The organism is Flagellimonas sp., assembly GCF_965215805.1.
Classification (GTDB): domain Bacteria; phylum Bacteroidota; class Bacteroidia; order Flavobacteriales; family Flavobacteriaceae; genus Flagellimonas.
The window spans coordinates 2,807,980-2,834,930 of sequence record NZ_OZ244124.1 but is presented as its reverse complement, the minus strand read 5'-3'; the positions used below and the strand labels follow the sequence as shown (position 1 = coordinate 2,834,930).

Sequence of the window (26,951 nt, the reverse complement as noted above, 5' to 3'; positions counted from 1 at the left end):
TCTACTTGTTTTCCAACAACACATTCATCATGGCCTTGGCTGAAGTTGAACCAATTTCCACAATCCGTTCCCTAGGGGTATGATCTCCAATCTCATAGGTGATTCCAACGGCTTTCTGTCCATATAGAAACCATCCTTTGGACACCGGACGGGTACTGTTTGACGCTGATTCATTTACCTTATAACCTTCAATCTCACTTTCCAAAGTTTTGAACCAATCTTCAATAAAAGTGGGCAAGGTTGTCCGCATACGCTCCACATTCGTATAAAAAACATCCTCGTAGGTAGAGTGGAAGTCCAGTCCCAAAATGATTTTGCCCTGATCAGCTTTGCTGGTTTTGAGGATATGCGACACCACATTTCTAATTTCGGGCTGTCTGTATTTGGACCAGTCCCGATTAAGGTCTACCCCATTGGCATTGTGTCTCCAATGTCCCAAATCCACTCCATCTGGATTCATTATTGGAAAAACCAAGACCCGGTACTTGTTTAAAAATTGGGTGGAAAGTTCGGATTGGTCAACAAGGGTGGTCAAAAAATTTTGGAAAGCAAAATAGCCTGTTACCTCTGGAGGATGTTGCCTTGTCATGAGCACGATAATGGGTTTTCCAGTCGTGCTGCCTTGATAAATATCCAATATAGGGATGTTACGCCCTAATTTAGTCTCTCCAACACTCCCTTCGTGAACAAAATCCCTATTTCCAATAATTTCTTTCCTATACCATTCCTGTACGTCCTTGGAATTATTTACTTCCTGGCCCGCAATAATTACGGGGTCTTGTTTCACGTTCAGTTTTAGTAAAATCCCTGATTCGGTCTCCACTAAATCCAATGAATCTATTTCGCTCCAATTGCCATGCTCTTGCTTTTTGGGTTTATACCGATGATCAAATCCTTCTGGGTAGTCAAACAGGAAGTATGCCTGCTTTGGGCTATCCGACCAAACCTTGAAGCCATAATATGGACTTTTATTTATGGGTGTGTTCTCAGGGTCAAACCGCAAAACAATGGTTGAATCATTCAGTTGTTGCGCTCCGTTAAGACGGGCTCCATCAAACTCATTACTGACCCATACCCCTAAATCCTCAAAGGCATAGCTCTTTTTTTCTTGAAGGGCAATGGGCTTGTTCTTGGTATCCACAGGTATAGGGAATTTCACCCTTTTGGGCCCTGAACAATGGACAAAAAGTAATATGGCAGGAACGATTAAAAGCCATTTGGTCTTTGAAATAAATTGTCTTTTCATTGGTTTCACAGTTTGATGGATTAAATCTTGATTTCCTCTTTCAATTCTTGCGTCTTTTGACTGGTGTGACTAAAATGTTGCATCAATTGATAAACATGGGGAATCTGTTTTTGAAAACGCGTTAAAATGTCTTCGGAAATGTTGTCCCTGCTAAATGGAACTATTTTCACGTACTCTTGAATCTCACCTGCATTTCTTCCATATTTAAAATCGTAAGGGAAACGCCCAGTTTGGTCAATTACATTTGACTCATTGTCCCTGTTGGCCACGCTAATATAGAATTCGCTTTCCTTTATGCTTCCTTCTGGATTAAAAAGTGACTCCTTTTTTAGATGTGCGAAAAGCTCTTTTGCCGTATCCACTGCTGGATCAATCAATTTAACTTCCTCGGCCATGAAAGCTCTATATCTATACGCATCATTTTCTGATTGGTAATTGTATAGCTCTCCCAGAATCTTTTTGATTTCCTCGGTCATATAAGGATAATGGGTACAGCCCAAAATCAAGGATTTTAGCTTGTTTTTGGTTCCGGATTTTCTGATTTTCTCCATGAGGGTAACCAAATGATAACGTACATAATTCTCAGCGTCATTAATTTGGAGCAAGGAACAATCATCCGTTTTTTCTGAATCACAAAGCATCTTATTATCCTCAAAATCAAAATTGTATATCGAGAAAAGTGTTTTCTCAATTTTAAAATCACCTTCAAGTCCAGGGCCTTTGTAATCCTTTCTAGGTGCGGTCAAATTTTTATCGAAATAATCCGGGTCTTCGTCAACTGCCTCCGCTATGCCCACTCCTCCTTGGGAAAACACTTCAATATTTCCTGTGTAATCCATTTTATCCTTGAGCTTTACGATAGTATTGTGGTATCCTTTTGAAGATACTGTTCCCGCTGTGGCCAGGACACCAATAATTGCATCTTCATCTTTATCCAATCCTTCCAAAGTTCCCCTCACACCGGCGTCTATGACCCCTATGACCTTTATGTCCGTATTCGCTTTGCTCAGAAACTCTTCGATATATTCCTTGCCATAGGCGGTAGCCGTATTACAGGCAATGACCAAGGCCTTTACTGGTTTTTTGTCTGTGTTTACCCCCTTGTCGGCCCTATGGGAATAATACTTGTTACCCAACAAAAATTGGGCATCCTTGATGATATGTTCTTTCAACAAATCTACTTTTTCCACTTCGGAATAGTTTCCATATGGCATATTGGCCTGATCCCCCAGATAGATAAAGGATTCCTGATCAAAGTCCAACTGGCCATCACTGCCTTGGGTATAGCTTGTATTGCTGTTTTGATCATAATTTACAATGGCCTTCAGCACGGTCAATCCTCCTGTTCCAGAGTCAAAAACACCTATGGGCAATGTTTTATCATTGATGGGATAATTTTTGAAGTCGATATGGTAGAAACTATCCTCTTCCTCAATAATGGTATTAACGATATCGGTCGCAATATTGACCTCATTCGAAGTTTTCCTTTTATGTTCCATCTTACAACCTATAATGAATAAGGATGTCAGAATAAGTAAATAGTAATATTTCATGTTTTTATTTTATGGGTCAAATCCTATGTTGTTGCTAGTTTGAATCATCTTTTCTCAACACCTTGCCGAACAAGCCGTTGGTGTATTCGCCTTTTTCCACGGCCAGTTTTCCATTGATTATGGAATACTCCAATCCCACGGCGTATTCAAACGCATTTCTGTAATCCGCTTTATCCTTGAATGTTTCGGGGTCAAACAAAATAATGTCCGCATAATACCCTTCCTTCAGTTTACCACGTAGCGGGATTTTAAAAATCTCTGCGGTCTTGGCAGAACTTCGGTTGATAAATGCAGGTAAATCCAAAATGCCCTTCTCCTTTACGTACCTGTGATATTTTCTTGGAAAAGAGCCATACTTTCTGGGATGACCCGTATTTCCATCAGAACCGGTGGTCACCCAATCCTCAAGCATAAAGTTTTGTATGTCGTAGCTGGACATATTGAATGATGCTACCCGAACAATCCCTTTGGTCCTTAAAATTTGGTACACTGCCTCTTCTGGCGATAGATTGAGTTCCTCGGCTATTTGCTTTAGGGTTTTGTTGCGATAATCTGGATTAGCAACAACCACAATCAGCAGGGATTCGGGCCCGCCACGTCTTCTGATATTGTTCTTGGTTTCTTTTAATATCTGTGGTTTGAGGGTTGGATCATCAAACCTGATCAGCAGGGAATCCTGCCCCCCACTTTGAGCCCATTTTGGTGTTGTGGCTGCTTTTAATCCAGTCGCAGAAGCCTCATACGGATATTGATTGGCGGATACTTGAATGCCCTCTTTTTGCGCATTTTCAACCAACGTAATAATTGAATCGCTCTGTTTCCAAACATCCACTCCCAAACATTTGATGTGCGAAATATGAATGGGCAATTTGGCCTGTCTCCCAATTTCAATAGCTTCTTCCACAGCAGCAACAAGGCCAACGGTATATGAGCTCTCGTCCCGTAGATGCGAATCGTATATCCCCCCCTTTTCAGCACAGGTTTTTGCAAGTTCTATCACTTCCTCGGTTTTAGCATAGCTCCCAGGAGCATAGAACAAACCTGTTGACATTCCAAAATTCCCCGCATCGTCCATTTCTTTGTTGAGAAGTTCCTTCATTTGGACAATCTCTTCATGGGTGGCCACCCTATCACTCAAGCCTATAACCTCTTTTCGCATGGTCTCGTGGCCAATCAACAAAATCGCATTGGTACCAATACCGTGCTTATGATATTTTTCAACATATGTTTTCGCTGGGAAAAAACTGTCTCCGTCATTGCCAACGACAACTGTGGTAATTCCCTGCATTAAAAAAGGAAGGTTGTGGGCGGTCTTTGGCTTGTTCAAATCCCTGTCCGCATGGGTATGGGGATCAATAAATCCGGGAGAAACTATCAAACCCGTTGCGTCTATGGTTTTTTGGGCAACAATATTTCCAGTTTTGTTCCCAATCCAAGCGATTTTGTCTCCCTTAATCCCAATTGCAACCTCAGCGGGTTCATCCTCGACCCCATTGTATACCTGTCCTCCCACAATGAGCAAGTCTAGTTGCTTAGGAGGTTGGGAACAGGAAATCACAACCCAGAAACCTAGGAATAAAGCCTTAGTTCGTAAACGCGCCATTTTTCTGTTTTTCAGTTAAGGTCTGCATGAGTTTTTCTGCATATACCTGACCCCTTTTTCGAATGGTATCCCTGTTGATTTCATCTCCATCTTCATAGGTAACCGACTCAGCTCCAAAGGCATTAAAAAAGTAATTGTAACAATAGGGTAATTCCTGGCTTCTTCTTCTGGCTTCCACCTTAAGGGAAGACGAAGAGTCAATTTTTTTTATCCATTCAGGAATAATCCCTGCCGTTTTTATTTCATTGATGGAATCAAGTACCAAAAGATAGGGGCCGCTATAAGAGGTATGAAAGTCCAGGGCAAAACGGATTTTTTTACCCTGTTTCACCTTATTCTCCACAAAATCCTTGACCATTTGGGTCTCTGGTTGACTAAAATCAATCCAATCCCTGTTTAAATCCACACCATTGGCGTTGTGCCTCCAATTCCCCATATCGGCACCATCTGGGTTTAACAAAGGAAAAGTGTAAATGTTGAAATTCTCCCTAAATTTTTTAGCTGTGTCAGAGCTTGAAAACAGCGTTTCGTAAAAGCTTTTGAATCCTATGGTCCCGCCAGGTATCTCTGGTGGATGCTGACGTGCCACCAGAACAATACAGTCTTCTACATCAGTTCGTTCATGAACCAAGACAAGGTTATCCTTATCCAAAACTGTTCTTCCCGCAACCAGTTGTTCAATTTCGGGATGTTCCCCAACAATTTTGTCTATCCAAGAATAAGTGTCGGCGGAAGTTTCAATTTCCTGGGCAGACACATACAACTTTTTTGAAGAAATCTCAAGGGAAAGAGTTGCAGTATGACTCAGGGTATCCACCACAAATTTGGTAGTATCCAAAGGAGTCCAATGCAATCGGTCCTGGCTTAACTTGGGCACATAGCGATGCTGATACTTCCCATAATCCAAAGTAAGTTGAATGGTCTTGTCTTCTTCCGCCTGAACTGCAAAGGCATACCAAGGGCTTTTGTTAATGGGTTCGGATTCGGGAAGAACCTTGGCAGTATAAGTATTATTGGCGATTTTTTTGATTTCGGCCAAACGAGCACTTGCAAACGAAGTGTCAAAAACCACATCGTCCGTGCTTTGTTGTTTACAGCCTATCGATACAATGACTAAGCACAGCAGTCTTAAGAGATATCTTGTCAACATTTGGATAATTTAAAATAGGCAGCAGATAAGGTTAACAGGCTGCCCATTCTTTAGTGAACAGCCTGTTTCCAGAACAACACTTAATTCAAATACTAAACTTAAACTAACTCAATGCGTTTGTTATTGATTCACTGGAGTTTTAATAAAAATGTCCGTTATATCAGGGACATTGGCTCCATTGGTATTTTCTTCCGAAAACGGATACAGGAATCTTTCCGGATGTTGCGTTCCAGTGTTAAATGGAACTCCAACTTGAATTGCCACTGCATCATTCTTGGTTCTTCGCAGATCGTTGAAACTGACCAACTCAGCAAAGAAAGAAACATAGCGTTCCTGGATGATTTCTCGCAGTAAGGCCTCGTTCCTAGACAGGGAGCCATCTACATTCTCGATACCTCCAGCATCAAAATCCGTGTCTACATAGTCATCATATATTCCTGTGCTAATGGAAAAATGCTCGCCGCTTCTCAAATTCGCCCTATGCTCGTTCAACTTGGCCAATGCGCTCGCAAAGTCATTGGACCGGATAGCCGCTTCTGCCCATGTCAATAGATTCTCTTGAAGGGATATAAGATTCATGGGTTCAGCAACCCCTGCTATTCCATTCAAGTTAATCTGGGTTCCGTCAAAGTAATAAGCAGCCCTGTCCACTTCATCCGTTTTTGCGTTATTGCGGTTAGCTGCTCCCGTCATTAATTCAATCAGATATCCTCCTTCCGTTGTTAAATCATCAGGAAAGCTACCTGTAAAAAACTGATTCAACAGATTCGTATCTCCGGTAAGTACCACAGCGGGTGGATGATATTGCATGGATTCTGATGGCAAGGATACGCCGTTCTGAGCTGCTGCAATGGCGTTGGCGTAATCGCCAACCTCTAGATATAACCGGGCTTTCAGTGTATACGCTGCCTTAATCCAACTACTTGAATCTCCACCAAAGAACAAATCTTCGGCAATTCCTCCTCCAGTGCCTGCGGTCTGCAAATCTGCAATACCCTCGTCCAACAAGGTCTGTACATTACCATATACCTGCAATTGACCATCATATATAGGGGTTGGGATATCGGCGTTTACCGCTTCGGAAAATGGAACGTCGCCAAACATACTGGCCGCTGTACCCAAGGCATGGGCTTCCAAAACCTTAGAAGCACCAAAGAAAAAGTCTTTGTTGGTAACCGGGATACCGCTGCGCAACTCCCTTGCCTGTTGCACTACTCCCACATAAATATTGAACCAAGGGGTATCCGAGTTGGTATTTCCATATTGGTATTCTTGAATGGGAGCAAATCTCCCGCTTCCCACAAAATTTCCGGTCCATACCCCGGCTGCCCAATTCAGATACCCCAACTGTGCCGTTATATCGGCCAATTGCATTCCAGTAAATAAGCTCTGCCCATCCACACTGCTAATGGTGTTTGGGTCATTGTCATTTATATCATCAACTATGTCTTGACAAGCAAGAAAATTGAAAAGAATTACTATAACTGTTGCTATTTTAAATAATCTCATCACGCTTTCTTTTAAAATGTTAAACTCAAGTTGAACAAATAGGACTTGGTGGATGGGTTGGTGTAGTAATCCAATCCTCTTGAGTTCCCTACCCCAGCAAAATTCTTGTCAGGGTCATTACCGATTACATCTGTCCATAGGACAAGATTCCTTCCCGTGAAGCTGAAGCTTACATCAGACAGCTTCAATTTTTCCAGTACTTTCTCCCCTAGGGAATAGGTCAATGTAATTTCCCTAAGCCGTGTCCATGTGGCATCTTGAAGCCAAAGCTCACTAAAGCCACGGTTTCCAGCGCCATTGCCACGATACCAGTTCTGTTCCAAAAGCACGGGTCCCGCACCAAAATCAAATAAATTACCTCTAACCACTTCGCCGGCGGCGTATGTGGCACCTGTAACATCATTAACACCCCCTGTAGGGATGGTTACCTTGTTTCCGGATTCCCTGCTAAATCCTCTTTGGCTATTGATCTGACGGGTCATATCATAAAAATCACCTCCTTGGGAATGCTCAAACAGCACATTCAAGGATACATTTTTGAAGCCTAGATTAAAACCTAATCCTCCCGTCCAATCGGGATTAGGGTCACCGATTACATCATATTCGGGAGTTCCCACTGGGAATCCATTGGCATCCAGTTCTATGCTTCCGTCCGCATTTCTAGGTAATTTCCCACCAAAAATGGCTCCCATTTGATACCCAACAGCCGCAACGGAATCCCCTGTTCCAAATCCAGTAAGTCGCTGTACATCTGCGCCCGCCAAACTTGTAACCTCATTTTTGTTGGTGGCAAAGTTCCCATACGGGGTTAACGTCCAATACTCACTATTTCCAAGCAAGTTTGCACTAAACTCAAATTCAAACCCTCGGTTCTTCATGGAAGCACCATTGGTATAGATGCTGGAGAAACCACTGGAAGGTGATCTATCCAAAGTCAATAGGATGTCCTCAATTTCATTGGTATAATAGGTAAAGCTGGTATTCAGCACATTATCAAAAAACCTGAACTCAAGTCCACCTTCTATTTCTGTCTTTATTTCGGGTTTTAGGTTGGCATTACCCAATCTGTTATCCAATCTAAATCCACCACCATGGTTGGTTGATGATAGGTTACCAAAAATTCCGTTGCTATAGGTGAAATCACCTTCATAGTTGGTAGAACTCCTGTAAATGTCGGGTTGAATACCCACCTTACCCCAGCTTAATCGGGCTTTGGCAAAACTTATAAAGCTATCTTCCGGGAAGAAATCCGCGTTCGAAAATTGCCAAGCTGCGCTTGCTGATGGATAAAAGAACGGATCCTTGATGGTTGAGGCTGCCTCTACCGTACCCGACAAATCGATATAAAGTTGATCGTACAAACCAAAGTTGGCCGTTGCAAAACCTCTATTGGATCTTCGATGGCTGATAAAATTATCTCCTTGGATTATTCTGGAATTGTCCAGGGTATAGATCTCATCGTTTACAATAAAATCGCTCCCCACCGTGGTTTCCCTATTGAACTTCCTATCATTGATATTCCATCCCAAAATAAATGAGGAAGTAATGTCTTCATTTAGGTTGGTATCATATTTTGCAATGGCATCAAAATTTAATTCCGTTGCTCCAATACTCTCAAAAGTTAAATTACCTTCCAACCTAGGAATAAGTCCAGTTCGTGCGGAACCCCGTGGATACAAATATGTACGGTCATCGCTGTAGGTATCTACACCTCCCCTAAGTTTAATATTCAGACCATCCACAGGGAAGACATCAAGTTCTGCTGAGTAAATATGCCTGTTGACGATATTGGGCGCTTTTTGCTCGTTTGTGGTCCATAGCGGGTTGTTATAAAAAGGCCTTTCCGAAGCTCCCACAGGGTTTCTGTACGACCTATGCCGACCACTAAACTCAGCACCTGTATCACTTACGTAGGTACCTGTATAATCTTCAATATTGAAGTCCGAAATGTTCCTATAAAACCCTAGTAACAGACCAGCTGTATTCGAGTTCTGTTGAATTCTGTTGGCGCTGATTCTGGAATATTTCCCTTTCAGTTTTAGATTGATATATTCATTAAATCGGTGAGAGGCACTCAAGTTTACCGTGTGCCGCCTGTAATCATTGTTTCTAATGATACCCTCTTGATCGGTGTTTCCCAAGCTGAAGAAAATATTGCTCTTTTCATCACCACCACTAATACTGACTGATTGTTCCAGCAGCACACCTGTTCTAAAAACATGATCATGGTTTTCATCCAAAAAGGTTTCCCTGGAATTTTTCCCCCCGTGCAAATTATCTGTGGTTCCATCTGGAATGGGATAATAGGTTCTTCCGGTCTGATCGCCGATGAAGAACCCTCCAGAAGTATCAAAACTATCCTCACCTCCTGATCTTGTTGAAATCTCGTCTCCCCATCCATGTAGATAGCCATGTCTAAACCTGCCATCAAGTCCCTGGCCGTAATTGGATTGAAGCGGCGCAATGGCATTGACCTCATCCAAGGAAATCGCAGTTTTTAGGTTAACCCTAAATCCTCTCCTCCCAGATTTGGTGGTGATAATAACAACCCCGTTGGATGCCCTAGATCCCCACAAAGCTGCCGCCGATGCGCCCTTAAGAACTTGAAGTGTCTCAATGTCATTAGGATTAATGTCATTTAAACGGGATTGCTGTGATGTACCGTTTCCGGTTGCACTACTTGCACCTCCCTGCGTACTACTGTTGCTGATCGGTATCCCATCCACAATGATTAAAGGTTGGGTACTTCCAAAAATGGTGTTGGCACCACGAATTCGAATATTGGAACCAGCCCCTGGGTCGCCATTGGAACGGGTAATGTTAACCCCTGCCATTTTACCTTGTATGGCATTGGCAACGGATGTTTCCCCTGAACGTACCAAAGCTTCTGGTTTTACGCTGGAAACAGCGCTACCCAATTTATCAGTACGCACTTCAAAACCCAAAGCGGTCACCACAACTTCGTCCAAAGCTTGGGCATCCTCTTTCAGCACCACATTGACTGTGGTTTGACCATTTACGGGAACTTCTTGTGTGAGATATCCAATATAACTGACTACCAGAATGGCATTCCCATCTGGGACTTCAATGGAATAATTTCCATCAAAATCCGTGGTGGTACCATCAGTTGTTCCCTTGACCACAATACTGGCTCCTGGCAAAGGCCCTACATCATCCGTTACGGTTCCCGAGACAGCCATCTGAGGTGTCTCCTCTTTTGGATTGGATTGTGGTTGCACCACAATTTTTTTCAGCACTACCTGCCGTCCGTTGATATGATAATCTATTTGACTAGGCTTAAAATGCTGTTCCAAAGCATTGTCTATGGTTTGGTTCTTAATTTTAAAATCTCCCTTTTGCTCTTGTAAGGTTGGTATCAAATCCTCCCCATACATAAAAACAAACTCACTTTGGCCTTCAATGCTGTGGATAATATCCAATAAAGTAGCATCCTTTAGGTTGACCTTTAGCTTTGTTTTTTGTGAGTAAGCATCTGTGTAAGAATAAAGTGTGAAGAGCAATAAAAATAGTGTCAGAAACCTCATCACTTTTTTGATTTTGTCCATAAAATTGCCCACGCAATCATATGGAAACCCCTTTTTTTCCATAATTTAGTTAGTTGTTTGTTTAAACAATTCCTGTTTTTACAGGTTACCCGCCAGAGCATGGTGCGAACATGCTCTGGTTTTTTATTTGGTAATCAAATAGCCATTGATTCCATTTTTTTCAAAGTTAGCTGAGGCCGAAACGGCCAAATTTTTCATAGTTTCTTCAATTGAATCATTAAGATCCAATTTTCCCGTGAGCTTAAATTGTTGATCAATATTTTCTCCCAATTCAATGCTGATATTGTAATACGTTTCCAACCGCCTCACCACATCCTGCAAGGGTTCTCCCCTAAAAATAAGAAGTCCATTAATCCAAGAAATATAGATTTCCGTATCCACTTGCATTTGGCGCTGTACCGCTTTAGCCGACACACTCCATTCTGAAAGATCTCCCGGTTTCATTGTAGTCTTTCTACCTTTTCCGAACAACTTGCTTTTAGTCTCATTGGTTAAATAGACTTCTCCCTCGGTCAAGACTGTGGTTACCTTATCATTTTTGCTATAAGAATTCACATTGAACTTGGTTCCCACTGCTGTAACTGAAAAATCGTCGTCCTTCAACACCTTAACCGTAAAAGGTCTGCTTGCATCCGATTCCACTTCAAAGAAAGCTTCTCCATCCAGATACACTTCCCGGGAATCTCCCTTAAAGATTTTTGGAAAAACCAATCTAGATCCAGAATTTACATGAACTATGGAACCATCTGCCAGCGTTATTCTGCTGTGTTTACCATAAGGAACTATAAGTTGGTTCATTTGTAGGTCATCTGTGGTATCGCCATTTTGAATATCCAGCGTATCCTTTTTATTGATTACAAGGTTGTTGCTTCCGGAGTAGTTGATTACCGAGCGTTTTTGATCAATTGCAATCTCTTGATCATTCTCAAGAATCAATCTTGTGTCAACAGCTGAATCGACGGACACCTGAAGCAAAGACTCCATATTGGGCTTTTCCCCTTTGGTTTTACCCGTGCTCAAATAAATTACCGTTCCAATGAGAATCACAAAGACGGCAGCGTATTTTAGAAAATTAAGATATATGGGGCCTCGACGGGAATTTATGAAACCAGCCTTTACGAATAACTGATCTAAAATTTCCTGTTTTTGGTCTTGGGAAAGTTTTTCATTGGATGTTTCCAAGGTTCCGAGATACTCTTTTAAGATTCGGATTTTGGATTCCTCTTCGGGATTTTCTTTAATAAAGTTTGCCCAATATTCATCCTTTTCCGTAGTGGGATGGGCAATCCAGTCTACAAATTTTTCGTCATCAAGATATTTGGTCCAATCCTCCAAGGCTATGCTATTTATCCTATAGGGACAAAAGTTTGCACTTTGTGGACACTTTTTTTAAGATTTTTTTTAGAATTTTTTTGAAGGAAGTATTCCAATCGTTTTAAGAACCTGAATTACAGCACTTTAAAGACGAATGTTAGAACGCCCTCAGCATCGAATAAAATAGGATAATACCCTTGTAATCGTCAAAAGCCCTGCTATTTCTCAACTTTTTTACAGCTCTGTAGACTTGTTTTCTAACGGAAGAATGATCAATTTTTACAATTTCTGAAATCTCATCATAGCTCAGGCCCACGGTAAACCGTAAATACATGATTTCCTTCTGTTTTGCACTAAGCGTATCCAAGGCTTCATTGATCAAACGCTTTTTTTCCTCGTCCAATTCGGATAAAATTCTTCGGTCTTCAAAATTCTGACCCGCACTTACGCTTAGGCCTGGCTGTTCATGGAATTTTGTTTTCTTTCTTTCCTTTTTCCTTTTTTTGAAAATGGAATGCTTTAGCGCTTTGAGGATATAAAACTTGATGTTATGCGGTTCGGCAATGGCATTTCTATGTTCATAAATGTCAATAAATACTTCCTGGATACAATCTTTTACCAGCTCCCTATCCGTATCCAGTTTCAGGCCGTATGCATACATTTCATCAATACATAAGTTATACACGGATTCGAAGGCGGACTTGTCCCCTGCTTTAAATTTTGACCATAAATTTCCCTGATCCATAGATAATCCAGTGCCCATGGGAGCACTCTATTGACACTTTCCCTTAGTTGACTATAAACAAACTTAAAAAATAAAAATTAGCTTGATCTCACCTTTCTTTTGTGGGGAAAAGGTTCATATTGAAATGAGGATATCAAGCGATGGGAAAATTATCACGGCTGAATGGGACTTTGCATAATTCAAAATTAAAGTCCAAAAAATTTTTTCCGGGCTTTGGCAACTGTAGTGTGATCGCGGAAGGATTTGCTATGCACTTCCTTTACCGCTCCGCGCTGAAAACAAAAAAGTTCCATCTACAAATCCAAGCAAGCTTGATTTATACTGGAACTTCTTTCATTTATTCGTGATCGCGGAAGGATTCGAACCTTCGACCGTCTGCTTAGAAGGCAGATGCTCTATCCAGCTGAGCTACGCGACCTTGCTATTTCTTGTCGCGTGGCGAAGCTGCCAGTCCCGATTTATTTATCGGGAAGCTACACGACCTATTTTGCGGGTGCAAATATACAATTAACCACAGTTAATTTCCAATATTTTCCAGCCAAAAACAAAATAGATCTAAAAACCTTTGCTCTCCTTCTTTTCCAAAATCATCAACGAACAGCTTTTAACCAGTACTTTATTCCCCTTGATTCATAATCTCCCCATTATTTCTGAAGAAGTGGGCGTAAACTCGCTTTAACTTTTCCTAGAATAGGCCATGTCTAATGAACCTTTTAGAAATAATCGGTCAATGCCAAAATTCCATTATAAGAAATAATGAGGGAAAAGAACAATGCAGCAATTAGGCTTATATTGATCCACATACTTGTCTTGTTTCCCCGCATCAATTTGGTGTTATTGATCAGTAGCATAATTCCGATAATCACCAGAGGCAGTACAAAAACATTGAAAATTTGGGAAAGAATCTGCATCTCAACCGGGTTTGACCCAAATATGGGAACTATCAGTGCAAATAAACAAGCGAAGGCCGTAATTCGCTTGAACTGTTTGGAACTGGTATCCAATTCGCCCGATTGAAAGTCTGCTATTAAAATGGGGACGATGAGTAAAATGGGGAAAATTGAGGAAAGTCCAGCACTCAGGGTCCCAAAAAAGAACAGTGTCAATGCAAATTTACCGGCAATGGGTTCCAAGGTGTTGACCATATCCAGTACTTTGGTCACCGGTTTTCCATCATAAAAAAGAGCACCTGTTGCAACAGCCATAATAGCGGCACTAATTGCAAATACCAAGATGGCCGCTACAATGGCATCCTTTTTCTGTTCTTTAAGATTATTAACCGTCCAGCCCTTGCCTTTTACAAAGAGTGGGCGCGATAAAAAGGTTGCCGCTGCCATGGTCGTTCCTACAAATGCGGCCACCAACATTTTGCCTCCAGGTACTTCGGGAATGCTGGGAACAAGTCCGCGCACCACATCAACTGGCAATGGATAGACCATACACAGGGAAATCAGAAAAGAGAGCCCCATGATGGTAACAAAAATGACCAGGATCTTTTCAAAGAAAGAGTATTTGCCCACCAAAAGAAGGGCATACAAAATAGATGTTACCGACACAGCGATAACGATAACTACTTCATATTTGTTTTCGGAAATCTGTGGGAAGTAAATTGCGAATATCTCATAGATGATGTTGGCCGAAATACCCATGATTCCCATCAAAGAATTCCACTGACCCAAAGCAATTCCCAAGATGACGAGAATTGCCATGACCCTACCCCATTTAAGGTGTTTTTTAAACGCAAATAGGGCAGTTTCCCCTGTGATCAAGGTAAAATTGCCATACACATGAATTAGAATCCCAGAAAAAAAACAACTGAGCAAGAGCACCCATAAAAGTTGCATCCCATAGGTGCTACCTGCCACAATCATGGAGGTAACACTTCCTGTGCCAATGGTATAGCCAATGGCAAAAATACCAGGGCCGAAAGCCAGCACAAGGGCAATTAATTTCTTTAATAGGGTTTGCTTTTCAGCCATCTCACAATTTGATACTTGCCATTTAATCTGCCATCACTTAAAGTTATTCAAGTGCTTCGAGCTAATCAAAAACTAACCGCTCAATTTTCCAGATTTGCTCTTTTTTCTCAGCTAAATGCCAAGCCGCCGTTAATATCAATGTTGTTCCCCGTTATAAAAGAGGCTTCATCAGAGGCCAGATAAGCTGTTAAATCAGCAACTTCCTGGGCGCTACCTTCCCTCCGTAACGGGGTCCCTGCCGCTACTTTGGACCGAACTTCATCTTTTGTAAAGTCATCGTGGAACTTGGTTCCTATTAAGCCAGGACAAAGGGCGTTTACCCGAATTCCTTTGGGTCCAAGTTCTTTGGCCATAGCCCTGGTGAATGTACTAACCGCTCCTTTGGAAGAACTGTACAAAGCCGAGCCACCACCTCCGCCATCTCTTGCTGCCAAGGATGACAGATTAATGATGGAGCCTCCTTGACCCATTAAGGGCTCAAATGCTTGGGACACGAACACCGTGGATTTAAAATTTACATTCAAAACCAGATTGTAAAAACTTTCGTCAAATTCTTCCAATGTTTTTCTAGCAAAAAGTCCTCCAGCATTGTTCACTAGAATATCAACTTTATCCCCATAAGCTTCGACCACCTTTTTCTTTAGTTTCTCAATGTCCCCAAGATTGGAAACATCTGCTTTTACTGCAATGGATTCCTGTCCCAAAGACCGAATTTCTTCCACGGTTTCCATGGCGGCCGATTCAGAGTTGTAGTAATTCACAACCACTTTTGCGCCTTCTTTGGCAAGTTTTACTGAAATAGCCCGCCCAATATCCCTTGAGCCTCCAGTGACAACCGCTATTTTACCTTCTAATCTCTTCATTTTCAATTTATATTCCTAAACCTTGTCCACCACCAACTTGGATGGTTTCGGCTGTTAAAAATGCCGCGTCATTGCCCACCAAAAAGGAAATAACTGAGGCAACTTCCTCAGGTTCACCCAATCGCCCTAGTAAGATATTGTTTTTCCATGAAGCAAATACCTCAGGTTTGGTCGATTTGATCTGCGTATGAAATGGTGTATCAATGGTCCCTGGAGATACTGCGTTCACACGAATACCGTATTCCGCCAAATCTTTTGCCAATGCTCGTGTAATGGCGTGTACCGCTGCTTTTGATGTGCCATAAATGCCTGCGCCAGGACCTCCTGCATTCCATCCTGCAATGGACGTATAGTTGATTATTGATGGGGTTTCTCCTTTTTTAAGATACGGTATGGCCGCTCGGGAAACAAAAAATGTTGAGTCAAGATTTAATGCCATTACCCCTCTATAGAATTCTGTGGACATCTCTTCAAATCTAGACCTTCCCCCCAGACCCCCGGCATTGTTTATCAGTGCATCGATTTTTCCATATTTCGAACCAATGGCATTGATGTTGGAATTCACCGCTTCTTCGTTCGTTACGTCAAAACCAAAATATTCTGCCGTGATGCCTTCTGCTGCAAGCTCTTCTACGCGCTGTGCTCCTACTTCATCTTCTATTCCATTCAAGATTACGGTGTAACCATCCTTTCCGAGTCTTTTTGCAACTTGAAAGCCAATACCGCCTGTTGCGCCGGTTATAACAGCCACTTTTCCTTTTGATATCATTTGTAAATTTTTATTTAATGTTGGTTATATCGAATCGAGTTCGACAGGTTTTATTTTTCGTATTAAAATGTATATTGATAGTACTGCCAATGGGGCCAATACCGCTATAATTATGAATGCAGGGGTGTATGAAACTGTGGTGATTTTCGGGATAAGCCAGTTCATGATAATTACGGAAATGGCGGCTACGGTACCCGCCAGACCTGCCAATGTTCCCACAGAAGGACCTTTGAGCAAGTCGCTTGAAAGTGTCTGTATATTACCGATTGCAAATTGGAATCCAAACAAGACCAAGGCCACGATATAAATGAACGTCATTGGGTTGTTACCTTTCACAAAGAAGATAATACCCATTAACCCAAGGAAAATTAGAACGCCTCCTATTAGAATCGATATCTTTCTGGAATAATCAACAGAGTGTTTTTCCATCAGTTTACCACAGAACCAACCCCCCAAAATACTTCCTGCCATTCCCCCCAGATAGGAAATCCATATGGTTGAACCAATTTCTTCAATGCTAAAGCCAAATTTTGAGTTTAGGTACAAGGGCATCCATCCTACAAACAGCCACCAAATGGGCTCTATAAAAAATCGGGAAACCAGAACTCCCCAAGATTCTCTATAGCTAAGAATTTTTGCAAGGGAAGACCCTTTTTCTTTTTGGGTTTCCTCAGGTGATTCAATTCTATCCGAAAGAATCATCTTTTTTTCTTCTTCCGTAATCCACGGATGTTGTTCAGGTTTTGCCTTATTGATCAACAACCAAGGGAAAATCCAGACAAAACCAACCAGACCCAAGATGATAAAAGTTGAACGCCATCCAAATTGGGCGTACAAGAAGGCAATCAAAGCTGGCGCTATTACGCTACCCAAAGAAGCCCCTGCATTAAAAATTCCTTGTGCAATTGCACGTTCTTTAACGGGAAACCATTCCCCATTACTTTTCACAGCTCCGGGCCAATTTCCGGCTTCGCCAAGACCCAACATGGCCCTTACCACGGAAAGCGAAACCAAACCTCTGGCAAATGCATGAAGTACGGCAGCGGCAGACCATAGGGCAATGGAAAACACAAAACCAAAACGGGTACCAATCTGATCATAGAGCTTACCCGACAAGAATTTGCCCAATGCGTATGTGATCATAAAAACATTCAGCATAACCGCATAATCCGCTTCATCCATTCCCAAATCCTTGCCCATTTCGGGCCACATTACGCCAAATGCCGTTCGATCTATGTAGTTGATTACGGTAGCAATGCAAATCAAAGCAATCACCCACCAACGTAAGCCTTTTAATTTCATCTTTTAAAGTTTTAAGGAAGTACGACAAGAGTTTTCCCATTAGGCCAAATGATTTCAACCGAAACCAGCCCTATTCGTCCAACACTTTAGAATTTTAAACTGATATGTAATTCCCCAGATAGGTAGGAATAGATATCGTATTCTGTTTAGTTTCTTCCCTCCATATATTTTTTACCGTAAAACAAAAGCGTGCAATTTTGTTTTACCCTTATCATGATTTTAGACGTTATAACAATATTGATACAAGATTCTGAAATGGGTCTTCATTTTCTCCTTGGCCTTTTTGGGATCCTGCTCTTTTATGGCTTCATAAATGTCTTCATGTTCCTGGATCCCCTGAAAGGAAAGGTTGGCATCACATACATGGTACTTTTCAAAATTGGTTATAATCTCAGGGGTAATAATCAACATAAAGGTATTCATGCTGCTATTTTTACTAGCTTGTGCAATAGCCAAGTGAAACAATAAATCTTCCTGGACAGCGTCCTGCCCGTTGAGCACTTTTTTCTTGTACGCATCCAAAGCTTCTCTCATCTTGGCCAAATCCTCATCTGTCCGCCTCAATGCTGCCAAACGCACAGTTTTGAGTTCCAATAGAATTCGAGTTTCTACCAAGGACTTAAAATCGGGATCTTCCAGTCTTAAGATATCGGCCATCATTCCGCTCATGGCTATTTGACCAATATCTGCGATAAAGGTTCCACTCTGTGGCCTGGATTTTAGAATACCAAAAAACTCCAATTTTTGAATCACCTCCCGAACGTTGCTTCTGCTCACCCCAAACTTCTCCGAAAGCATTCTTTCCGAAGGCAACTTGTCGCCCGGTTCCAAGTTTTTATAGCTTATCAAATCACGCAATTTGGAAATGATTTCCTTCTGCACCTCTCTGTTTTCGCTCTTTGTAAGTATATCAACTCTCATAAATTATATCAATTGAAAAATTGGTTAACCAGATTGGTTTGTTAAATTTAATCAATTTGCCCAAATCAGGAAAGCTTATTTCCCGCTTTCAAAACTGATTGATTTTATCGCTTTGTTAAAACTATTGGCCAAATAAATTGGCCAATAGTTACTAAAACCAAACTAACTCAAAAATGTCACTACAAACTTTTAGTATTCAACCATATATTAATATCCCGGGTTCTGGGTAATTACCCCATCGGTTGCCAGAATCTCCGAGATTGGAATAGGAAACACATAATAGTTGGGATTTACCGCTTCTCCCATTTCCGCATCAACGGCGCCTGTCCTCACCAAATCGAACCATCTATGTCCTTCAAATGCCAATTCCAATCTTCTTTCATCCAAAATAGCCTGTCTAACCTCAGCTTGTGAAGTTACCGTTCCCGTTAAACTGGTTAACCCTGCCCTTGTTCTTATATCATCCAACAAAGGAAGTACCGTTGTGGCGGGAGAGCCATTTTCATTCAATGTTTCCGCATATAGCAGTATCACATCGGCCAATCGTATCTCTATCCAGTCATGCTCTGCACCCAATCCCCCATCTTTGGGAAATTTGATGGCAGTTGTGCCCTCTGCACTTAGGGTTACCGCCCTTCTTAAATCCGTTCCTCCCCCGCTGGCATCGCTAGCATCAAAGGCAGCAACCAAATCCGCGTCCACGGGAAAGTCCGATTTTGAATCATCTCCTACGAACCAGTTCCAAAAGTCTGAACCAAAAGTATATTCATCCACCACCGAACTTGATATTTGGGTTGCGAAAATTATCTCGGAATTTCCATCCTCGAATTCCGCACCGAAAATCTCATTAAAATTGGCTTTTAAGCTAATTCCAGCCGCAGCGGCGCCATTGACAACGGCGGCCAAATGAGGTTCTGCATTGGCGTAATCGCCCCTGGTGGCATAAACTTTTCCCAATAGGGCTTGGGCAGCAAATCTAGAAGCCCGTCCATCTTCAATTTGGGTATCCAGGGCTGCTATTGCATCATTTAAATCGGGAATGATCACGTTATTATACACATCCGCAGCGGGTTGTCTTACCAATATAGAGGTATCCGTAAGGCTGGGAGCAGACGATAGGTTTATGGTTACATCCCCAAACACTTGGACCAATTTAAAATAGGATAATGCCCTTAAGAATTTGGCCTCGCCTATTTCTGTTGCGTCGGTAGAATTTTCAATTACGTTGTTCGTACTCAATATGGACTTGTACAAAGCTGTATAGAAAGGCCCGAAAAATTGATCTTCCATGACCGTTAAATCACTATTGTATCTATCGAATGCTGGATAGGGTTCTTCGAACATGAATGCATTATCCGACCTGAACTCACCCATTATGGCCATTGGTGTAACCGTTCCAAGTTGATAGTAGTATGCGGCATTCAAAACTCCTCCAAAATCCGTCAATGAATCCGCACTGGCAATATTTGGTGGAAATTGGTCCAAGTCATTATCGCATGCTGTCAATGCCAACAATGATACCAATACTAATCTATATATAGTTTTCATTTTTTCTGTATTAAAAGTTAACATTTAAACCAAGCGTAAAGCTTCTGACAATCGGGCTTGCGCCTACTTGCACCCCGTAGGTAGTAGGGCCCAAATAACCACTATTCGTAATTTCAACACCTTCTGGGTTATAAGAGGTATAGTCATCGCCCCAGATGTACAACAAATTGGTGGCTGCACCGTACAATCTAATAGAGTTGATTCCCCATTTACCGGTGAGCTCAGGGTCAATGGTATATCCAATGGTTAGGTTTCTCAAGGCTACATAGGAAGCATCTTGAATTGTAGCATCGGTTTGGACTCTGTTTCCAATATAAAACTCGCCATTGTGATCAGCGATGCCGTCGTCGTTGGCATCAAAAGTATCCACTAACCTGCCGCTCCATTGTGACTCATAATAAAGCGGGTCAATATTGTAAACCTCGCCTCCATGGGATCCCTGAAATTGGAAGGACATATCAAAATCCTTGTATCCAAAGGAACTGTTCAACCCCCAATAAAAGTCCGGTGAGTTCTGGCCAATTTTCACCAAATCCCCGCCATCTTCCACCGTTCTGGTAGCGTCAATGACTCCATCTCCATTTTGATCCACAACATAGGATTCCCCAGTGGCATTGTTAGGATGTCTGGTTCCGTCTTCCAAGAACCTCATTTCCACATCCCCAATGGTTTCCAAGCCCCACATTTCACCAATTTCTCCGCCTACGTAGTTTCTAAACACAGGACCTCGACCGCTCTGACCGTAAATGGTTTGCGGCAATTCCGTGAGACCTCCCAAATCGGTGATTTCCGTTTCTACCGTGGCAAAATTGGCTCCAAGGTTCCAAGAAAAATTGTCGTTACTTGCGACCAAGGCACTTAATTCAAATTCAAAACCTGAGCTTCTTACATCACCGGAATTAAGCACTATAGAAGTAGTTCCCAATACTTCAGATACACTTTGATTGATCAAGATGTCTTCAATGTCCGAAGTATAGTAATCCACACCCAATCTTATACGGTTGTTTGCAAATCCTAGGTCTGCTCCGTAGTTCCGTTCTGTATTGGTTTGCCAGGTCAAATCTGGATTTGCCACATTGGAAGGGATTAGAAATCCAGTACCAAAAATAGTAGCCTGAGGTTGCAATAGACTAAGCGCATCATAGGAGCCCAAGAAAGAGGTAGTTCCCAAAGAACCGGTGCTAAATCTTGGTTTGAAAGTGCTTATCACTTCGGAAATTGGTTCCCAAAAGGCTTCATTATGTATATTCCAACCCACCGAAAGCGCTGGGAAGGTTTCATACCTTCTATTTGAGCCAAAACGGGAATCCCCATCCCTTCTCAGAGAGGCCGAGAACAGGAAGCGGTTGTCATACGCATAGTTTATTCTTCCAAAGACACTTTCCCTTACCCTACTTTCGTCTCGTTCCGTAACGGTAATGTCCGCAGGATCAAACAGGTTGAAATTTTGAATTGCCGTATCGGGAACATTTGCACCACTCAAAGCGGTCCCTTGTAGTTGGGTGGTTTGAAATTCGATACCTGCCACCGCCGATATATCATGCTTACCATATACTTGAGCAAAATTCAATGTGGTCTCGCTTAATACCGAGGTAACCTTCAAATCTGTTTGATTCATGTTGGTCTGCGAAGTACGAGCCCTGGAATCAAATCCAAGCAGTCTATGTGTATAGGTTTGGGTGTCTCTAAAATCTCCTCCCAAAACGGTTTTCACATTTAAGCCATCTATGATTTCATATTGTAAATACGAGCTGACGTTACCGAAAAAGGTCTTCTGCCAACTTTCTGTATTGTCAAGTTTTGCAGCTGGACCTGCATCACCAGATCCTCCAATACCATTATTTGCTCTACCATAATGCCAGTCTTGCGCGGCCATTCCAGGTACCAGCTCATAAATGCTACTTGCTTCGTATGTGGAACCTCTAAAGCCGTCATCAAAGGGAGCAAGTCCCAGTGCCTGCGCTTGTTGATCCAATTGTTGTACAAAAGCAATGGATTCTTCTGTGTGATAAACGGGATGGACTCCATAGGCTCTTAAGAGGTCTCTCATGTCATGACCAAGAATGTCCCTATGGGATGTGAATCCGTTGAAACTTAAACCTGTTTTAAACTTTTCGCCCAATGTGGCATCAACGTTCAAACGTGCGTTCAACCTTTCAAATCCTTCTGTTATTATAACACCTTCTGCATTTTGGTACCCCAATGATGCAAAGTAATTAACGTGTTCCGTTCCTCCGCTCACGCTAAAGTCATGGCTCATAATACTACCATTTTGAAAAAGCCAGTCTTCGGGGCTTACCGCGCCAGGCGAATTTTCGTAAGCGTTTAATCTGAATTCAACAAAATCTGGATCAATTTGGGAAAGATCCCAATTGCCTGTCGCTATTTCCCTTCTTGAGATGGCAGCCCATTCTGGACCCGATTTAAGGATGTTGTCGCGATACTTGCTAGAGAAACTGGTGAAGGCATTATAGCTAAAGCTCGCCTTTCCTTCCCTACCTTTTTTGGTTGTGATCAAAATAACCCCGTTGGCTCCCCTGGAACCATAGATTGCAGCGGAAGCAGCATCTTTTAGCACTTCCAAACTTTGAATGTCGTTAGGGTTGACTGTTGCCAAACTTCCTGAAATTGGGTAGCCATCCACAACAATTAATGGGCTTGAGTCGCCAGAAATAGAGGATGCTGCTCTCACCTGAATCTTTGGGTCCGCACCTGGTGATCCATCTTGGTTTTGGATCAGCACACCAGGTAATTTACCCGCAAGGGCGTCATCTACCCGGGTTGCTTGAATGGCTGCAACATCATCACCTCCAATTTTTGCAACCGCACCGGTGAGTTGTGACCTTTTTCTGTTTCCATAACCGACCACAACAACTTCGTCCAATAAACTTGTGTCCTCCTGCAGTACCACATTCACAGTTGTCTGATCTGTAATGGTAATGTTCTGGGTGGCATAACCGATATAGGAAAATTGTAATATCTCGCCAGATGAAACGGCAATACTATAATTGCCATCAAAATCTGTTTGCACACCTCTTGTTGTGTTCAGTACAATAATGTTAGCCCCAGGTACAGGGGTATTGTTTGCATCGGTAACCGTGCCCGTCACCGTCAAATCCTGGGCCAAAAGTTGCATGCTGACCAGCAACAGTGGAATTAGTAATAGTTTTGATTTAAAATTCATTTGTCTAGTTAGTTTCAATAATTCATGTTGATTAGTAAATTCAATCCACCTTGTGAATAGTGATCTTCGTTCTCAAATACTGGTTATCACCACTCACCACCTCATATCAAATGAATTCCGTAGTTTTGTGTTGACAAGTCACAGCAGTGTGTATTTGTTTACGTATTACTTCCCTCCAAAGAAGTGATATCTATAAAAGGATAGGCGTGCACCTATCCTTTTTTTGTTGATTTATGTTTTCATAGTTAGTGTGTTTTTTTATTGGTCTTCCAAACTGGTTAACCAATTTGGTTTACCAAATATATGTTATTTTTTCGTTAAAAAAATTAATTTCCTGATTTTAACACTTTTAGCCCATAAAGTCTTCTCGGATAGGACTAAAAACATCAATTAAGACACCTGCTTCGGTACAGACTGCACCATGCATGGCATGTGGTGGAATGTAAAAAGAGTCACCCCCTTTTAGTGTTTGGGTTTTACCATCTATGGTCACATCAAAGCTGCCACTTTCCACATAGGTTACCTGTGAGTGGTAGTGCTCGTGCATTTGACCTATAGCGCCCACTTCAAAGTGAACTTTGACAAGCATGATTTTATCATCATAGCCCATAATTTTTCTCTTCAGTCCTTCACCAACAACCTCCCAATCAAGGTCGTCTCCTTGAATAAACTCCTTGCTTGCTCCAAATGTTTTCATATAAAATTGCTCTTGATCAGTTAAAAATTTACTTTTCTGTGATGTGCTTTAGCCTCTGTTATTTTGGTGGTATTCCAGGACCAATAGTCGCAGCCCTGAACCACACTTCTGTATAACAACCGTTTTCATATTGCTTGGCTATGTCGCCACCATAGGTTTCCGCCCCAGCACACCAAACCATATTGGTTTCTGGACTTTTCCCGTTGGTTTGGTTATATGCACCTTGCTTAAAATAATTTAGTTCTCCACTGTAAGCATTATGACGCTCCGTTCCGTCTTGTCCAATGGGTACGAATAGTTTCTTGACCTGTTCGGGTAAATCTGCGCTATTCCCATATTCGGATGAGATGAGATTTTTAGTGAATGTTTTGGTCCTATGCCCTTCACTTTTAAAGGTGAGGTACATTATACCTTCATATACATTTACTTCGTAACTAAATTCTTCACCAAGTTCTATTCCGTCGTTCGGTTCAGGCGGAAACTCATCCTTACTAGGTCCTACATCAGACATATCGTTTCCCCAAACCGCCGTTGAAAAATCCCATCTTTTTGAGTTATCGTCACCTGCGGTGTTGATTTCATAATTCCAGAACACAGATCCCTTCTTATGACCTGGAAATTTCTTGTAAAATATTTTAAGCGGCTCATTTTCATGTCCTTCACCACTATGAATCTGTCCAACTACGGTGGAATAGGATGCAGCGACCCGTGCATCGCCAGAAACAGAAACCTGCATAACCTTGCAAGTGCCCGTTAGGTTACCTCCCTGCTCGGGTGTCCATTCCCTTTTTTCCTGTAACTCGGTTCTGGTATTACTGGAATTTTTTGAAGTGACGCCGGAATTGGGTGTTTTATAAACTACCCAACGTCGTGTTCCATCAATTACGGTGTAGAAAAAGTCCTTGTGCCCGTACTTGGTCAAATCATCCACATGCGTTCCATCCCCCGTCAATATTTTGAATTTATCCATAAAAGGAATGACCTCATGAGGGTAAACGGTTTTCTTGCTTAGGCCATCATTGGCTTGAAAATAACCGGCATTGGAAATGGCGTCCCCGCTGACCTCGATGCTAGCCGATTCAAACCAAACTTCTGCATAATTTCCATCTGCATATTGTTTTTCAATGTTCCCGTCATGGGTTTCAGCTCCAGAACACCATACTTTGTTCACCTTGGGATCTTTCCCATTGGTTTGGTTGTAGCAGCCCAATTTAAAAAAGAGTCCTTCCTCTGTGTAGGCATTTTTGCGCTCAACGCCATCCTGACCAATAGGTACAAACAAACGCTCCACCTGTTCTGGAAAGTCTTGTCGGTCTGCATATTCAGATAAGACAAGATTCTTGGTAAATGTTTTTGTTTCGTGTCCCTCGCTTGTGAATTTGAGGTGCATAACACCCTCTTTTATTTTCACTTCGTAACTAAATGCTTCGCCCAAAGCTATCCCATCTTTCGGTTCTGTAGGATAGCTGTTTTTATCGGTTCCGACAACGGAAAAATCATAACCCCAAATGGGATGTGAATAATCCCATCTTTTAGAGTTATCATCACCCGCTGTATTGATTTCGTAATTCCAAAAGACAGAACCCTTGGTATGACCTGGAAATTTTTTATAAAATATCTTGAGGGGCTCATTCTCATGCCCATCTGCACTATGAATTTGGCCTACAACCACCGAATAAGTTGCCGGCACTCGGGCGTCACCAGTAGTTGCCACATTCATCACTTTTAGGGTAGCATTCATCTTGGCGTCGGTCATGGGAGACCACTTTTTCAATTGTGCCAGTTCGGTTCTTGTATTGTTTGAAGTACCATGGGTATTGCCAGCATTTGGGGTTTTAAATACCACCCAATCCTTCTCATCATCTTTGACGGTATAAAAGAAATCCTCATGTTCATAGTTGGTTGCTTGGCCCACATTGGAACCATCACCCAAGATTAAATTCCAGTGTTGGAAAAACGGTATAACTTCATTTGCGCTTGTGCCCATGGCCATCTCTTCCAAATGCTCACTGGATTTTTGCGCTTTGCGCTCAACACAGCCGCTAAGTAGCAATATGACACTTATCACTGATACATTAAGGCAAAAAATTAATCTTGATGTTTTGAAGTTCATATGGGAAGAAATTGTCAGTTCATTTAAATTGGTTAACCAGATTGGTTTACCAAATATATGTATATTTGTCTTATTACCAAAAAATTGCAGAAAAAAATACCAAAACATCAATATTTCATACCATGGTCACGGATAAGTCATCAGCAATAGTCAACAAACTTAGAAAGGTAAGTACAGCCACCATTGCAACCTGTTTGTTTAAAAAAGGACTGAAAAATCAATTCATTCAAGGAGTGCAGCCTCTTAAAAAAGCGAAACCAACGATGGCTGGTACGGCGTATACCCTCAGGTACATTCCAGCACGGGAAGACCTGAATCCCATTGAGGTATTCAAAAGTCCTGAACATCCACAACGGGTTGCAGTTGAGGAGTGCCCCATGGGGTCTGTACTTGTCATTGACAGTCGAAAGGATGCACGTGCTGCTTCCGCAGGCTCCATTTTGGTAACCCGGCTTATGCAAAGAGGTGCGGAAGGCATTGTTACCGACGGAGGGTTTCGGGACTCTGCGGAAATAGCAACCTTGGATTTCCCAGCCTTCCACCAAACTCCTTCTGCGCCCACCAATTTAACACTTCACCAAGCCATTGCCGTCAATGAACCTATTGGTTGTGGAGATGTGGCCGTGTTTCCAGGGGACTTCATTGTTGGGGACGATGATGGTGTCATCGTAATACCTCACAACATTGCAGGTATAGTAGCAGAGGAATGCTTGCGAATGACCCTTTACGAAGAATTTGTAATGGAGAAAGTCAATCAGGGAAGCCCAATCATCGGACTTTATCCCCTTACCGATGAAAATCTAAAGATTGAATACGAGCAGTGGAAAAAAAGGAAATAGTTTAATCAACTCAACAAGTTTGAACAATTATTTTACAATAGCACTCCAAG

The 26,951-nt window shown here is 42.0% G+C and carries 18 protein-coding genes and 1 tRNA gene; 1 reads left to right on the top strand and 18 read right to left on the bottom strand.

Features of this window, described 5'->3' with window-relative positions; genetic code table 11:
* Nucleotide 1: 1 nt before the first annotated feature.
* The 18 genes from ACOOE0_RS12545 to ACOOE0_RS12460 all read right to left on the bottom strand — a co-directional run bounded on the left by ACOOE0_RS12545 (nt 2) and on the right by ACOOE0_RS12460 (nt 26,062).
* Nucleotides 2-1,246 (bottom strand): M14 family metallopeptidase, encoded by a 1,245-nt coding sequence (locus ACOOE0_RS12545; protein WP_420399248.1) that lies wholly within the window; start codon nt 1,244-1,246, stop codon nt 2-4.
* A gap of 20 nt (nt 1,247-1,266) precedes the next feature.
* Nucleotides 1,267-2,799 (bottom strand): glutamate racemase, encoded by a 1,533-nt coding sequence (locus ACOOE0_RS12540; RefSeq protein ID WP_420399247.1) that lies wholly within the window; start codon nt 2,797-2,799, stop codon nt 1,267-1,269.
* Between the two features lie 34 nt (nt 2,800-2,833).
* The gene (locus ACOOE0_RS12535) at nt 2,834-4,402 is read right to left on the bottom strand and encodes an N-acyl-D-amino-acid deacylase family protein (protein ID WP_420399246.1); all 1,569 of its coding nucleotides are present in this window, start codon (nt 4,400-4,402) and stop codon (nt 2,834-2,836) included.
* Nucleotides 4,383-5,552 carry a M14 family metallopeptidase gene (locus ACOOE0_RS12530; protein ID WP_420399245.1) on the bottom strand — a complete coding sequence of 390 codons (1,170 nt, stop codon included), beginning with the start codon at nt 5,550-5,552 and terminating at the stop codon, nt 4,383-4,385. The genes ACOOE0_RS12535 and ACOOE0_RS12530 overlap by 20 nt, the downstream gene beginning before the upstream one ends.
* A 120-nt stretch (nt 5,553-5,672) precedes the next feature.
* Entirely contained in the window at nt 5,673-7,061 is a 1,389-nt protein-coding gene (locus tag ACOOE0_RS12525; RefSeq protein WP_420399244.1) for a SusD/RagB family nutrient-binding outer membrane lipoprotein, read from the bottom strand.
* Between the two features lie 11 nt (nt 7,062-7,072).
* Entirely contained in the window at nt 7,073-10,669 is a 3,597-nt protein-coding gene (locus tag ACOOE0_RS12520; protein WP_420399243.1) for a SusC/RagA family TonB-linked outer membrane protein, read from the bottom strand.
* Between the two features lie 81 nt (nt 10,670-10,750).
* Nucleotides 10,751-11,962 (bottom strand): FecR family protein, encoded by a 1,212-nt coding sequence (locus tag ACOOE0_RS12515; protein ID WP_420399242.1) that lies wholly within the window; start codon nt 11,960-11,962, stop codon nt 10,751-10,753.
* A gap of 136 nt (nt 11,963-12,098) precedes the next feature.
* Nucleotides 12,099-12,704, bottom strand: coding sequence for an RNA polymerase sigma factor (locus ACOOE0_RS12510; RefSeq protein ID WP_420399241.1), 606 nt, complete (start codon nt 12,702-12,704; stop codon nt 12,099-12,101).
* 326 nt (nt 12,705-13,030) lie between these two features.
* Nucleotides 13,031-13,104: transfer RNA gene (locus ACOOE0_RS12505), tRNA-Arg, on the bottom strand.
* Nucleotides 13,105-13,399: 295 nt separating this feature from the next.
* A complete protein-coding gene (locus ACOOE0_RS12500; protein WP_420399240.1) occupies nt 13,400-14,665 on the bottom strand; it encodes an NRAMP family divalent metal transporter in 1,266 nt (421 codons plus the stop codon).
* 107 nt (nt 14,666-14,772) lie between these two features.
* On the bottom strand, nt 14,773-15,528 hold the full coding sequence (locus ACOOE0_RS12495) for an SDR family NAD(P)-dependent oxidoreductase (protein ID WP_420399239.1): 756 nt from the start codon (nt 15,526-15,528) through the stop codon (nt 14,773-14,775).
* A 7-nt stretch (nt 15,529-15,535) separates the two neighbouring features.
* Complete coding sequence (locus tag ACOOE0_RS12490) at nt 15,536-16,297, bottom strand: SDR family NAD(P)-dependent oxidoreductase (protein ID WP_420399238.1); 762 nt, start codon at nt 16,295-16,297, stop codon at nt 15,536-15,538.
* A 24-nt stretch (nt 16,298-16,321) separates the two neighbouring features.
* On the bottom strand, nt 16,322-17,599 hold the full coding sequence (locus tag ACOOE0_RS12485; RefSeq protein WP_420399237.1) for an MFS transporter: 1,278 nt from the start codon (nt 17,597-17,599) through the stop codon (nt 16,322-16,324).
* Nucleotides 17,600-17,818: 219 nt separating this feature from the next.
* Entirely contained in the window at nt 17,819-18,520 is a 702-nt protein-coding gene (locus tag ACOOE0_RS12480) for a FadR/GntR family transcriptional regulator (RefSeq protein WP_420399236.1), read from the bottom strand.
* Between the two features lie 207 nt (nt 18,521-18,727).
* A complete protein-coding gene (locus ACOOE0_RS12475; RefSeq protein ID WP_420399235.1) occupies nt 18,728-20,068 on the bottom strand; it encodes a RagB/SusD family nutrient uptake outer membrane protein in 1,341 nt (446 codons plus the stop codon).
* A 10-nt stretch (nt 20,069-20,078) separates the two neighbouring features.
* Entirely contained in the window at nt 20,079-23,252 is a 3,174-nt protein-coding gene (locus ACOOE0_RS12470; RefSeq protein WP_420399234.1) for a SusC/RagA family TonB-linked outer membrane protein, read from the bottom strand.
* A 349-nt stretch (nt 23,253-23,601) separates the two neighbouring features.
* Nucleotides 23,602-23,949: a cupin domain-containing protein gene (locus tag ACOOE0_RS12465; RefSeq protein WP_420399233.1), complete on the bottom strand. Its 348-nt coding sequence runs from the start codon at nt 23,947-23,949 to the stop codon at nt 23,602-23,604.
* Between the two features lie 58 nt (nt 23,950-24,007).
* On the bottom strand, nt 24,008-26,062 hold the full coding sequence (locus ACOOE0_RS12460) for a polysaccharide lyase family 7 protein (protein WP_420399232.1): 2,055 nt from the start codon (nt 26,060-26,062) through the stop codon (nt 24,008-24,010).
* Nucleotides 26,063-26,184: 122 nt separating this feature from the next.
* Between ACOOE0_RS12460 and ACOOE0_RS12455 the strand changes: the two genes are divergently transcribed.
* Nucleotides 26,185-26,901, top strand: coding sequence for a ribonuclease activity regulator RraA (locus ACOOE0_RS12455; protein WP_420399231.1), 717 nt, complete (start codon nt 26,185-26,187; stop codon nt 26,899-26,901).
* The last annotated feature ends 50 nt before the right edge of the window (nt 26,902-26,951 follow it).